The organism is Agromyces bauzanensis (assembly GCF_014645655.1).
Taxonomy (GTDB): Bacteria; Actinomycetota; Actinomycetes; order Actinomycetales; family Microbacteriaceae; genus Agromyces; species Agromyces bauzanensis.
Map to the genome: position 1 here is coordinate 20,638 of NZ_BMMD01000007.1, position 12,723 is coordinate 33,360.

General features: G+C 71.1%; 10 protein-coding genes. 3 read left to right on the forward strand and 7 right to left on the reverse strand.

All coding sequences use genetic code 11. The features are described from left to right. Positions 1-3 precede the first annotated feature (3 nt). The 4 genes from IEX31_RS07575 to IEX31_RS07590 are packed head-to-tail and all read right to left on the reverse strand — an operon-like array spanning position 4 to position 4,337. Complete coding sequence (locus IEX31_RS07575; protein WP_188742831.1) at positions 4-795, reverse strand: 3-oxoacyl-ACP reductase; 792 nt, start codon at positions 793-795, stop codon at positions 4-6. Between the two features lie 32 nt (positions 796-827). Next, on the reverse strand, positions 828-2,198 hold the full coding sequence (locus IEX31_RS07580) for an aldehyde dehydrogenase family protein (RefSeq protein ID WP_188742832.1): 1,371 nt from the start codon (positions 2,196-2,198) through the stop codon (positions 828-830). After that, positions 2,195-2,989 carry a gamma-glutamyl-gamma-aminobutyrate hydrolase family protein gene (locus tag IEX31_RS07585; RefSeq protein WP_373285510.1) on the reverse strand — a complete coding sequence of 265 codons (795 nt, stop codon included), beginning with the start codon at positions 2,987-2,989 and terminating at the stop codon, positions 2,195-2,197. The genes IEX31_RS07580 and IEX31_RS07585 overlap by 4 nt, the downstream gene beginning before the upstream one ends. Then, on the reverse strand, positions 2,970-4,337 hold the full coding sequence (locus IEX31_RS07590; RefSeq protein WP_188742834.1) for a glutamine synthetase family protein: 1,368 nt from the start codon (positions 4,335-4,337) through the stop codon (positions 2,970-2,972). The genes IEX31_RS07585 and IEX31_RS07590 overlap by 20 nt, the downstream gene beginning before the upstream one ends. Before the next feature lie 228 nt (positions 4,338-4,565). Between IEX31_RS07590 and IEX31_RS07595 the strand changes: the two genes are divergently transcribed. Both IEX31_RS07595 and IEX31_RS07600 read left to right on the forward strand, forming a co-directional pair. Next, positions 4,566-6,125 carry an amino acid permease gene (locus IEX31_RS07595; protein ID WP_188742835.1) on the forward strand — a complete coding sequence of 520 codons (1,560 nt, stop codon included), beginning with the start codon at positions 4,566-4,568 and terminating at the stop codon, positions 6,123-6,125. A gap of 212 nt (positions 6,126-6,337) precedes the next feature. Further along, positions 6,338-7,768: an aspartate ammonia-lyase gene (locus tag IEX31_RS07600; protein WP_229662198.1), complete on the forward strand. Its 1,431-nt coding sequence runs from the start codon at positions 6,338-6,340 to the stop codon at positions 7,766-7,768. 212 nt (positions 7,769-7,980) lie between these two features. Here the strand turns inward: IEX31_RS07600 and IEX31_RS07605 are convergent, their stop codons facing one another. From IEX31_RS07605 to IEX31_RS07615, 3 genes are all read right to left on the reverse strand, one after another. After that, positions 7,981-8,391, reverse strand: a complete 411-nt coding sequence (locus IEX31_RS07605) for a hypothetical protein (protein ID WP_188742837.1) — start codon at positions 8,389-8,391, stop codon at positions 7,981-7,983. A gap of 291 nt (positions 8,392-8,682) precedes the next feature. After that, entirely contained in the window at positions 8,683-9,558 is an 876-nt protein-coding gene (locus IEX31_RS07610) for a fumarylacetoacetate hydrolase family protein (protein WP_229662182.1), read from the reverse strand. Between the two features lie 97 nt (positions 9,559-9,655). Further along, positions 9,656-11,218 carry a DNA-3-methyladenine glycosylase 2 family protein gene (locus tag IEX31_RS07615; protein WP_188742838.1) on the reverse strand — a complete coding sequence of 521 codons (1,563 nt, stop codon included), beginning with the start codon at positions 11,216-11,218 and terminating at the stop codon, positions 9,656-9,658. 74 nt (positions 11,219-11,292) lie between these two features. Between IEX31_RS07615 and IEX31_RS07620 the strand changes: the two genes are divergently transcribed. Next, entirely contained in the window at positions 11,293-12,690 is a 1,398-nt protein-coding gene (locus IEX31_RS07620) for an FAD-binding oxidoreductase (protein ID WP_188742839.1), read from the forward strand. Positions 12,691-12,723: the final 33 nt, after the last annotated feature.

Here is a 12,723-nt window from a genome sequence, read left to right on the forward strand (position 1 = left end):
AGCCTAGAGGGGCGTGACGTATGCGGAGCTGATGCCCCCGTCGACGAGGAAGGTGGAACCCGTGATGAACGACGCGTCGTCGCTCGCGAGGAAGGCGACCGCGGCGGCGAGCTCCTCGGGCTGGGCGAACCGGCCGACGGGGATGTGCACGAGCCGGCGTTGCGCTCGCTCGGGGTCCTTCGCGAAGAGCTCCTGCAGGAGCGGTGTGTTCACCGGTCCGGGGCAGAGCGCGTTCACGCGGATGCCCTGCCGGGCGAACTGCACGCCGAGCTCGCGGCTCATGGCGAGCACGCCGCCCTTCGACGCCGTGTACGAGATCTGCGACGTCGCCGACCCGAGCACCGCCACGAACGAGGCGGTGTTGATGATCGACCCGCGGCCCTGCGCCACCATGTGCCGAAGCGCCGCGCGCGAGCACAGGTAGACCGACTTCAGGTTCACGTCCTGAACCCTCTGCCAGGCGGGCAGCTCGGTCGTCTCGATCGAGTCGTCGTCGGGCGGCGAGATGCCGGCGTTGTTGAAGGCGATGTCGACCGACCCGTAGGCGCGGGCCGCCTCGTCGAACAGGTGGTCCACCTGCTCCTCGTCGGTCACGTTCACCTGCACGAAGAGGCCCCCGACGAGCTCGGCGGCGGCGGGGCCCGCCGTGGCATCCATGTCGCCGATGACGATGTGGGCGCCCTCGGCGGTGAGGCGCTTCGCGGTGGCGAGGCCGATGCCGGAGGCGCCGCCGGTGATCACGGCGACGCGGCCCGCGAGCCGCTGGGTCAGGTCGATGCGGGGGAGATCGGTCATGGTGCTCCTGTTCGTGGTCTCGAGACGCTGCGCTACTCGACCACCGGCTGGTCGACGGCGATGAAGACGTTCTTCGTCTCGGTGAAGGCGAGGGGTGCGTCGGGGCCGAGCTCGCGGCCGAGTCCCGACTGCTTGAACCCGCCGAACGGCGTGGCGTAGCGCACCGACGAGTGCGAGTTGACGCTCAGGTTGCCGGACTCCACGGCACGAGCCACGCGGACGCCGCGGCTGAGGTCGCGGGTCCAGATCGAGCCCGACAGGCCGTACTCGCTCGCGTTCGCGAACCCGATCGCGTCGCCCTCGTCGTCGAACGGGAACACCGATACGACCGGGCCGAAGATCTCCTCGCGCGCGGCGCGCGAGTCCCGGGCCGGCGTCAGCACGGTGGGTGCGAACCAGAAGCCGGGACCAGCGGGGGCTGTGCCGCGGAACGCCACGTCGGCGTCGTCGGGCACGAACGAGCGCACCCGTTCGAGGTGCTGACGCGCCACGAGCGGCCCCATCTCGGTGGTCTCGTCGGCGGGGTCGCCGACCTTGACGCCCTGCACGGCCGGCTCGAGGAGCTCCATGAACCGCTCGTAGGCGCTCCGCTCCACGAGGATGCGGCTGCGGGCGCAGCAGTCCTGTCCGGCGTTCTCGAACACGCCGTAGGGCGCGGTGGCCGCTGCGCGCTCGAGGTCGGCGTCGGCGAACACGATGTTGGCACTCTTGCCGCCGAGTTCGAGGGTCACGCGTTTCACCTGCGCCGCGCAGCCTGCCATGATGTGCCTGCCGACCTCGGTCGAGCCCGTGAACACCACCTTGCGCACCGTCTCGTTCGTCACGAAGCGCTCGCCGACGACCGATCCCTTGCCGGGGATCACCTGGAACAGTCCCTCGGGGAGCCCGGCCTCGAGGGCGAGCTCGGCAAGGCGCATGCTCGTGAGGGGCGTCCACTCGGCCGGCTTCAGCACGACGGCGTTGCCGGCCGCGAGCGCCGGCGCGAAGCCCCACGACGCGATGGTCATGGGGAAGTTCCACGGTGTGATGACGCCGACGACGCCGAGCGGCTCCTGGAACGTGACGTCGAGTCCGCCCGCGACGGGGATCTGGCGGCCGAAGAGGCGTTCCGGTGCGGCCGAGTAGTACTCGAGCACGTCGCGCACGTGTCCCGCCTCCCACCGGGCCTGACCGATCGGATGTCCCGAGTTGCGCACCTCGATGGCCGCGAGCTCCTCGACCGCGCCGTCGACGGCCGCGGCGAACCGGCGCAGCCTGCGCGCCCGGTCGGAGGGGGCGACGGCCGCCCAGTCGCGCTGTGCGACGGCGGCGCGCGCGATCGCGGCATCCGTCTCCTCGATCGACGACGCCGTGACGGTCGTGACGACCGCTCCGTCGGCGGGGTTCACGATCGTGTGGCTCACGAACGGCTCCTTCTCATGCGGTGGGTGCGCGCGGCGTCGACGAGACCGGCGAAGAGCCGGCGATCGGCTGCGTTCTCCTCGGGGTGCCACTGCACGGCGAGCCCGAACGGCACCGAGTCGAGCTCGACGGCCTCGATGACGCCGTCCTCGCTGCGGGCGGTGACGGTGAGCCCGTCGGCGACCTCGTCGAGCGCCTGGTGGTGGTAGAAGTGCACAGGCAGCGACCGTGAGCCGGGGCCGAGCACCGACGCGAGGCGCGACCCGGGCTCGACGGCGACGTCGCCCTCGCCGAAGACGGCGGGCGCCGGCTGGTACTTCTCACTGCCGACCACGTCGGGCAGATGCTGGGTCAGCGTGCCGCCGAGGGCGACGTTGAGCACCTGCGCGCCGCGGCAGATGCCGAGGAACGGCAGTTCCACGGCGATCGCCTCGGTGAGCAGCGCGTGCTCCCAGGCATCGCGGTCGGTGCGTGGTGCGCCGGTGCGGGGGTGTGCCTCCTGGCCGTAGCGGGCCGGGTCCACGTCGGCGCCGCCCGCCACGATCAGTCCATCGAGGGTCGCGACGACCGAGCGGGCGATCTCGCGGGAGACGGGCTGCGGCGGCAGCAGCACGGCGATGCCGCCGGCGTCGGTCACGGCGTCGAGGTAGACCTTCGGCAGGAACGACGCGGGCACGTCCCAGACGCCGGTCTGCGCCTGTTCGAGGTAGGTGGTGACGCCGATGACCGGCGCCGCCCCGTGGCGCGCGACGATCTCGTCGTGCTCGTCGCGGTCAGAGTCGTTCGAAGCCACGCACCCGCTCCCAGTCCGTGACGGCCGTGTCATACGCGGCGAGCTCGACGTCGGCGTTGGTGAGGTAGTGGTCGACGACCTCGTCGCCGAAGGCTTCGCGCGCGAGTGCGGATCCGGCGAAGAGGTCGGCCGACTCGCGCAGCGTCGCGGGCACGCGGGCCACGTCGCTCTCGTAGGCGTTGCCCATGAACACGTCGCCCGGCTCGAGCTCGTTGTCGATGCCGTGCAGGCCGGCCGCGATGAGCGCGGCGACCGCGAGGTACTGGTTCACGTCCCCGCCGGGCACGCGGTTCTCGACGCGCATGCTGTGCCCGTGGCCGACGACGCGGAGCGCACACGTGCGGTTGTCGAGGCCCCACGCGATGGCGGTCGGTGCGAAGCTGCCTGGCACGTAGCGCTTGTACGAGTTGATGTTCGGCGCCGAGAACAGGGTGAGCTCGCGCATCGCGGCCACCTGCCCGCCGAGGAAGTGGCGGAACAGCTTCGAGATGCCGTGCGGGGCATCCGAGTCGCTGAAGACCGCGCCGTCGTCGTCACTGCGCAGCGAGATGTGGATGTGGCAGCTGTTGCCCTCGCGCTCGTTGAACTTCGCCATGAACGTGAGCGACTTGCCGTGGTGGTCGGCGATCTCCTTCGCCCCGTTCTTGTAGATCGAGTGGTTGTCGCACGTGCCGAGGGCGTCGGTGTAGCGGAACGCGATCTCCTGCTGGCCGAGATTGCACTCGCCCTTCACGCCCTCGCAGTACATGCCGGCGCCGTCCATGGCGTTGCGGATGTCGCGCAGCAGCGGCTCCATGCGGGTCGACGCGAGCAGGGCGTAGTCGATGTTGTAGTCGCTCGCGGGAGTGAGATCGCGATAGCCCTTGCGCCAGGCGTCGCGGTACGAGTCGTCGAAGACGATGAACTCGAGCTCGGTGCCGACGTAGGCCGTGAGGCCGCGCTCGGCGAGGCGCTCGAGCTGCCGCTGCAGGATGCGACGTGGAGACGCCTCGACCGGGCGTGCGTCGAGCCACCGCAGGTCGGCCGTGACGAGCGCCGTGGCATCGAGCCAGGGCGCCATTCGGAGCGTCGGGAGGTCGGGGACGAGCGCCATGTCGCCGTAGCCGCGCTCCCAGCTCGACATCTCGTAGCCGTCGACGGTGTTCATCTCGACGTCGACGGCGAGCAGGTAGTTGCACGCCTCGGCGCCGTGCTGGGCGATCTCCTCGAGGAAGAGCCTCGCCGAGGAGCGCTTGCCGACGAGTCGGCCCTGCATGTCGGTGAAGGCCACCACCACGGTGTCGACGTGGCCGTCGGCCACGGCGCTGCGGAGCTGGTCGAGCGAGAGGTATCCGGTCGGTGCCGACATCCGTGAGCTCCTCCTCGAGCGGGTTTGAATGGTCTGCTACGGCGACCATTACATCACAGCCGCGGGTGCCCGCGACAGCGCGAAGGTGCCGCAGTTCGACGGTCTCCGTCGGCCGTCCCGAAAAAAAGGTCTGTACGGGCGACCATTGTGCGCCCTATAGTCGGGGCCAACCGCATCGCACCCCGCGCCCGCCCCCAAGGCCGCGCGATGAGAGCAAGGGAGCCATCGATGGCGAAAGACACCCTCAGGGTCTCGGGAGTGAAGTACACGACCGCCGACTCCGGATACTTCGAGAAACGCGGACTCACCCGCGCCGCGGGCGTGTGGGGTCTCTGGGGCCTCGCCGTCGCCGCGGTCATCTCCGGCGACTTCTCGGGCTGGAACTTCGGTATCGAATTCGCCGGGTTCGGCGGCATGCTGATCGCCTTCGTCATCCTCGTCGCCATGTACTACGGCCTCATCTTCTCGATCGGGGAGATGGCCTCGGCCATGCCGCACACGGGCGGGGCGTACTCGTTCTCGCGCGCGGCGATGGGACCGTGGGGCGGATTCATCACGGGCCTCGCCGAGACGATCGAGTACGTGGCGACGACCGCGGTCATCGTGTACTTCTCCGCGGCGTACGCGGACGGCATCACGAGCGAGCTGCTCGGCTTCTCCATGGCGCCGTGGATCTGGTGGGTCATCCTCTACCTGGTCTTCATCGGCCTGAACTCGGCGGGCGCGAACATCTCCTTCAAGTTCGCGATCGTCGTGTCGATCATCTCGATCGGGATCCTGCTCGTCTTCTCGGCCATGGCGCTGTTCTCCGGGCAGTTCGCCTGGGACAACCTCTTCGACATCGCCCCTGATGCCGGCCAGACCGCGTTCCTGCCGCACGGCGTATTGCCGATCCTCTTCGCACTGCCGTTCGCGATGTGGTTCTTCCTCGGCATCGAGGAACTGCCGCTCGCCGCGGAGGAGTCGCACGACCCGGTGCGCGACATCCCGCGTGCCGGCCTCTGGGCACGTGGCACCCTCATCGTCACGGGCCTGCTCGTGCTGTTCCTCAACACCGGCGTCATCGGCGCGGAGGCCACGGGCACAGCGGGGGAACCGCTCCTCGACGGATTCCGGGCGATCGTCGGCGACCAGCTCGCCGCGCTCCTCGCGCTCTTCGCCCTCGTCGGCCTGCTGGCGTCGCTGCAGGGCATCATGTTCGCCTACGGTCGCAACATGTACTCGCTCTCTCGCGCCGGGTACTACCCGAAGTTCCTCTCCCTCACCGGGGCGCGCCGGACGCCGTGGCTCGCCCTCCTCGCGGGCGGACTCATCGGCTTCGTCGCGCTCGTCGTGGTGGACGCGGCAGGCGGCGCGGGCGGGGTTGCCGGCGCGATCGTGCTGAACATCGCGGTGTGGGGCGCAGTGCTCGCGTACCTGCTGCAGATGGTGGCGTTCGTGATCCTGCGACGTAAGTACCCGAACGCGAAGCGGCCGTACGTGAGCCCGTGGGGCATCCCGGGCGCGGTCGTGGCCGCCGTGATCGCTGCGCTCATCTTCCTCGGATTCCTGTTGAACCCGACGTTCCTGCCCGCCATCGTCGCGATCATCGTGGTCTACGCGGTCATGCTGCTCGTCTTCGCGCTCTGGGGCCGGCACCGGCTCATCCTCTCGCCCGAAGAGGAGTACGCGGTCTCGGGCGGCCTGCACGGCGACCCGCAGGCGGAGGGCTACGGCGGCGAGGTCGAGGCGGAACTCCTCGCAGCCGACGGCGTCGACACGCCGGAAGCCGAGTCCGACAAGGTCTGAGCAGTGCCGACGGGCGGCGAGCGGATGTCTCGCCGCCCGTCTCCGCGCGCCCTCGGCGGTAGGCTCGAATCGAATACCAGGCGCGGCGATCCCGCGCGTAACGAGGCAATGGAGCCAACACCGTGTCGATGACCCGACCCGACCACCTTCCCGAGCACACCATCGCGGAGGAGCATGTGACGAAGCCCGACGAACCGAAGCCGGCCACCCGAATGGAGACCGACTCGCTCGGCACCGTCGCGGTCCCGGTCGACGCGTACTGGGGCGTGCACACCATGCGCGCACTCGAGAACTTCCCGATCTCGAAGCGTCCGATCTCGGTCTACCCCGAGCTCATCGTGGCGCTCGCGTCGGTGAAGCAGGCCGCGGCCCGCGCCAATCGCGAGGTCGGCGTCCTGAACGCCGAGAAGGCGGCGTGGATCGACGAGGCATGCCAGCGCGTCATCGACGGCGATCATCACGACCAGTTCGTCGTGGGCGTGATCCAGGGCGGCGCGGGCACCTCGACCAACATGAACGCGAACGAGGTCATCACGAACCTCGCGCTCGAGCTCGCGGGCTACGCCAAGGGCCGCTACGACATCCTGCACCCGATCGACGATGTCAATCGCAGCCAGTCGACGAACGACACGTATCCGACCGCCCTGAAGATCTCGCTCGCGTTCTCGCTGAAGACCCTGCTGGCCGAGCTGGAGCTCCTGCGCCAGTCGTTCGGCCGCAAGGCAGACGAGTTCCACGGCATCCTCAAGGTCGGACGCACCCAGATGCAGGACGCCGTGCCGATGACGCTCGGCCAGGAGTTCCACGGATACGCGACGACCCTGGGTGAGGACCACGCCCGGCTCACCGAGACGATCTGGCTGCTCTCCGAGATCAACCTCGGCGCCACCGCGATCGGTACGGGCATCACCGCGGATCCGGGCTACGCCGCGGCAGTCGTGCGGCACCTCCGCGAGATCACGGGACTGGACCTCGAGACTGCACCCGACCTCATCGAGTCGACGAGCGACGCCGGGGTGTTCATGTCGTTCTCGGGCTCGCTGAAGCGCAGCGCCATCAAGCTCTCGAAGATCTGCAACGACCTGCGCCTGCTCTCCTCGGGGCCGCAGGCGGGACTGGGCGAGATCAACCTGCCGCCGCGGCAGGCGGGCTCGAGCATCATGCCGGGCAAGGTCAATCCCGTCATCCCCGAGGCGGTGAGCCAGGTGGCCTACGCCATCGCGGGCACGGATGTCACGGTGACCATGGCCGCCGAGGCCGGCCAGCTGCAGCTCAACGCCTTCGAACCCGTCATCGCGCATTCGCTGCTGCAGTCGATCACGTGGATGCGCCAGGCTTGCTGGACGCTTCGCGTCAACTGCGTCGACGGCATCACCGCGAACGTCGATCGCCTGAACGCCATGGTCGCGTCGAGCGTCGGCGTCATCACCGCGCTCATCCCGTTCATCGGATACACCGCGGCGGCCTCGCTCGCCAAGCAGGCGCTGGCGACAGGCCGGCCGGTGGCAGACCTCGTCGTTGAGGCGGGCCTGATGACGCGTCACGACGTCGAGCGGCAGCTCGCGCCGTCGCGGCTCTCGGGCATCCACCCGGTCACTCAGGCGATCCCGGTCATCGACCTGCACGGCGAGCCCTCGGAGTAGCGCCGGGGCCATCCGGCGTCAGGTGTTTCCGTTCCCGCGGGGGGTTGCCCTTGCAGTGGCAACCTGGCGCGCGAATGGAAACACCGGGCGAGGTTCGGTTCACGCTGGCGCCGGTGAGCGAGCGGATGCCGCGCCGACGTGTGGCAGCCGCCGGTTCGCCCGGGCCCTGAGGGCCGAGCGGTGACCGACGGCCACCGCGCGGAGTGGGCGGGTCAGCTCGTCGCGTCGTCCGCCTCGACGTCGTCGGAGCCGGTGTCGCCGGCGTGGTCGCACTCGTGCTCGCCGTCGCCACCCGCACCGCGCTCACCGCCGATCCTGCCGGCGCCGTCCCCCATGCGCGCCTGGTCGCCATCGCCCGTGCCCTCGCCGTGCGCACCCGACGTGTCATCCGACGCGCCGGACCCGTATCGGTACTGGTGCTGGCTCTGGTGCTGTGTCTCGGTCGTCGCCGACTCGGCGGCGACCTCCGACGTGCCCGCATCGGCGGCGGCCGCACCCATGGTGAGGGTGCCGACGACGGCGGCGCCGGCCAGGCCGGCCATGATCAGGCCGGCCCGCCGTGCGCGGCCGCCTCGCCGCGGCGACATCGCCGCGGTGGTCGTGGAGTTGCCTTGGTCGTTCATGAGGGATCCTTTCGTCCACGGCAGCGGGGAGTTGCCGTGTCTCCACGATCGCGACCTCCGCTATGCGCGACCAATGGCGACGCGGCGGAAACGCTGGATATCAGGTGGGGACTACCTGAGTCGGAGCCCGCGACTGCGGTCCGACCTCGAGTCGGCTCGAGTCGGCGTGCCGAGTGTGCACTTGGCGCCCCGCGTCGGGCGCCAAGTGCACACTCGGCGGAGGGCGGCGCCGAGGCGACCCGGCGGAACCGCCGCACGTCGCGTGGCAGACCGGGCGCGAGCGCCGTCCCGCTAGATCACGCGGCAGTGCGTGGTGAGCGAGCCGATGCCCTCGATGCTGACCGTGACGGTCGAGCCGTCGCGCAGGAACACCTGGGGGCTTCGGGAGTATCCCGCGCCGCCGGGGCTGCCCGTGGAGATGAGCGTGCCGGCCGGGATCGTCGCCGATCGCGACAGGTAGGAGATGATCTCGGCCACCGTGCGCACCATCTCGTTCGTCGAGGCATCCTGCAGGATGCGCCCGTCGAGGTTCGTGGTGAGCCAGAGGTCCTGCGGATCGGGGATCTCGTCGGCGGTGACCACGACGGGGCCCGTGGGCGTGAAGCCGTCGAACGACTTGCACCGCGACCACTGCGCCTCACTGAACTGCAGGTCGCGCGCCGTGATGTCGTTGACGACGGTGTAGCCCCACACGTAGTCCAGCGCGTCGCGGACATGCACGCCGCGCGCCGGGCGACCGATGATCACGCCGAGCTCCGCCTCGTAGTCGACCTGCTTCGTCAGGTCGTCGGGCCAGGTGGTGGTGGCGCCGTGACCGGCGAGCGAGTTCGGCCACAGCGAGAAGACGGTCATGGCCGTCTCGCTTCGGAGCTTCAGCTCCGAGGCGTGCGCAGCGTAGTTGGCGCCGATCGCGATGACCTGGGCCGGCCGCAGCACGGCCGATGAGTGCCGCACCTCGTGCACGGGCGTGAGCGAGGCGCCCGCGGCGAGCGCCGTGTCGACGGCCTCGCGCACCTCGGCGAGGCCGCTCGGGCCTTGCTCGATGAGGTCCTGCAGGTCGCGCGGCGGGGTCTCCATGACCTCGTCGAGGAACAGCGCCGCCTCAGCCACGACCGCCGAGAGTCGAGGGGTCATCTGGCCTTCGACTCTCAGGTGCGCGAACTTCACCTCTTCAGGCTATCGAGCGCCGATCGGGCGAAGCCGTGCGGTATCCACAACGAAGCCGGGTGAGGCCGCGATGGCGTCGACAGCGCCGGCGCGGGGCTCAGGACTGCGCGGGCGTCGCGGCCGCACGCCAGAGGTGCATCGACGCGTAGCTGCGCCACGGGGCCCACCGCAGGCCGGCGACGTCGAGTTCCCTCGCCGTGGCCGGGAGCCCGAGTCGGGCGGCGCCGTTGCGGAGCGCGAGGTCGCTCGTGAGCAGGATGTCGGGGGCCCGGGTGACCCGCATGGCGAGGTACCCGGCCGTCCACGGGCCGATGCCCGGCACCGCGAGCAGGTCGGCGACGAGCTCGTCGCGGTCACGCTCGGGCGCCACCACGAGGTCACCCGAATCGAGCCGGCGCGCCACGTCGACGATCGTGCGGATGCGCGCCCGGGGCCCGCGCAGCACGGCCTCGCCGCCCTCGGCGATCGCGCCGGCGGTCGGGAAGTGGAGGTCGGGTTCATCGCCCGAAGCCGACGGCATCCGCTCGCCGAGCTCGGCTGCGAGCCGACCGAGCGCGGTGCGTGCCGATGCCACCGACACCTGCTGCCCGACGAGCGCCCGGAACACGAGCTCGTGCGCGTCGAGGCTTCCGGGCACGCGCATGCCGGGCACCGCCGCGACGGATGCCGCGAGCGCGGGGTCGCCGGAGAGGGCCGCGTCGATCGCCACGGCGTCGGCATCGAGGTCGAACAGCCGCCGCACCCGCGCCACGAGCGGCGCCAGGTCGGCGAGCGTGGAGAGCCTCGCCTCGACGTCGATGGCCGGCGCGTGGGCATCGTCGTGCGCCGTGAAGCCGACCAGGGCGGGGCCCCCGGGCAGGCCAAGGGTGCGCCGGTAGGTGCCGGCGTCGGTCGTCTCGACGCCAGGGAGCATCCGTGCCCGGAGCCAGGCGAACACGCCCGCGGCATCGAACGGCGCCCGCGCGGGCAGGCGCAGCCGCACGATGCCGACCGGATCGGCGGTGGGGTCCGCCGACGGAGCACCGGGCCCGGTCGACCGTCCGTGCCGGCGAAGCCGCGCCGCTGCCCGCAGCTCGAGGGGGCTGCGCTCGTAGACCTCGCGGATGGTGTCGTTGAACTGGCGGACGCTGCCGAAGCCCGACGCGAAGGCGACATCGGCCACTGGCAGCGTCGTGCCGGTGAGCAGCGACCGGGCGGTCTGCGCGCGGTGCGCGCGCGAGAGGGCGAGCGGCCCGGCACCCAGCTCGGCCGTGAGCACGCGGGCGAGGTGACGCGGCGTGTAGCCGAGGCGTGCCGCGAGCCCAGGCACCCCTTCGCGCTCGACGACGCCGTCGGCGATGAGGCGCATGGCTCGAGCGGTGAGGTCGTCGCGCAGGTCCCACTGGGGCGATCCGGGCACCGCATCGGGCAGGCATCGCTTGCACGCGCGGAGGCCCGCCTCGTGCGCTGCGGCGGCCGTGAGGTAGAAGCTCACGTTCGTGGGCTTGGGCGCGACCGCGGGGCAGCTCGGCCGGCAGTAGATCCCGGTCGAGTGCACGCCCGTGATGAACTGGCCGTCGAAGCGGGCGTCGCGCGACTGCATGGCGCGGTACCGCTCGGCGAACACCGGGTCGTCGAGCGGATCGGCGGTGGAGCGAAGGGGGCGCGGTGCCGGAGTCATTCCTCCAGCGTCGCATGCGCCGCCGACATCGACTGGCGGAAATCGGACATCGCCGGCCTCGCTAGGGTGGATGGATGCCGCAGTCCACGCTCGCCCGCCTGCAGGACGACCTCGGAGTCGCCGTCTCCACCGATGCCGACGTGCTCGATGCCAGCCGCGAAGACAGGTCGGGCTGGCGCAGCGCGACGCCGCCGCTCGCGGTCGTGCACGCGGCATCCGTCGCCGAGGTGCAGCAGGTCATGCGCATCGCGTACGCGACCGGGACGCCCGTGGTGCCCCGCGGCGCGGGCACCGGCCTCGCGGGCGGCGCCATCGCGAGCCCCGGGGCCATCGTGCTCGACCTGTCTCGGATGAACCGGATCCTCGAGATCTCCGAGGCCGACGAGCTCGCCGTCGTCGAGCCCGGCGTGCTGAACGGCGACCTCAACGACGCGCTCGCCCCGCTCGGCCTCTGGTTCGCGCCCGACCCCGCGAGCCGTGCGATCTCCACGATCGGCGGCAACATCGCCACGAACGCGGGCGGGCTGCTCTGCGCGAAGTACGGCGTGACCCGCGAGGCCGTGCTCGGGCTCGCGGTCGTGCTCGCGGACGGCCGTCTCCTGCGCACCGGTCACCGCACCGTGAAGGGCGTCACGGGCTACGACCTCACCGCGCTCATGACGGGATCAGAGGGTACCCTCGGCGTCATCGTCGAGGCCACTTTGCGCCTGCGCCCGATCGCCCGGGGCGAGGTGGTCACGGTCGCCGCGGCGTTCTCGGGCGTCGACGCGGCGGCCGCGGCATCCGCCGCCGTCGCCGCCGCCCGCATCCGCCCGGCGGTGCTCGAGCTCATCGACGCGGCCGGACTCGCCCGGGTCGCCGCCCACCTCGGGCCTCACGGCATCGCCGGCACCCCGATCGAGCACATCGCGCCCGGCGAGACGTTCCTGCTCGCGCAGAGCGACGCCGAGGGCGCCGGCATCGAGGCCGACCTGATCGCCGAGATCTTCGCCGCCACGGGCGGCCGGGTCTCGCGATCGGCGGATGCCGCGGCCGGCGAGCGCCTGCTCGACATCCGCCGCGCCATGCATCCCGCGCTCGCCGCCTCGGGTCAGGTGCTCATCGAGGACGTCGCCGTGCCGCGCTCGCGGCTGCCCGAGATGTTCCGCGCGATCGAGGAGATCGGCCGCCGCTACGACATCGAGATCCCCACCATCGCGCACGCGGGCGACGGCAACCTGCACCCGAATTTCGTGTTCACGGGCGACGAGGTGCCGGACCACGTGTGGGCCGCCGCCGACGACATGTTCCGCACCGCGGTCGCCCTCGGTGGGACCCTGACGGGCGAGCACGGCGTCGGTGTCCTGAAGCGGCGATGGCTCGCCGATGAGCTCGGCGACGACTCGTACGAGCTGCAGCGGGGCATCAAGGCGTTGTTCGACCCGACCGGCATCCTCAACCCGGGCGTCATGTTCGAGGCATCCGCCCGCTGACCGCCCGCTGACCGCCGCGGTCGATATGCTGCG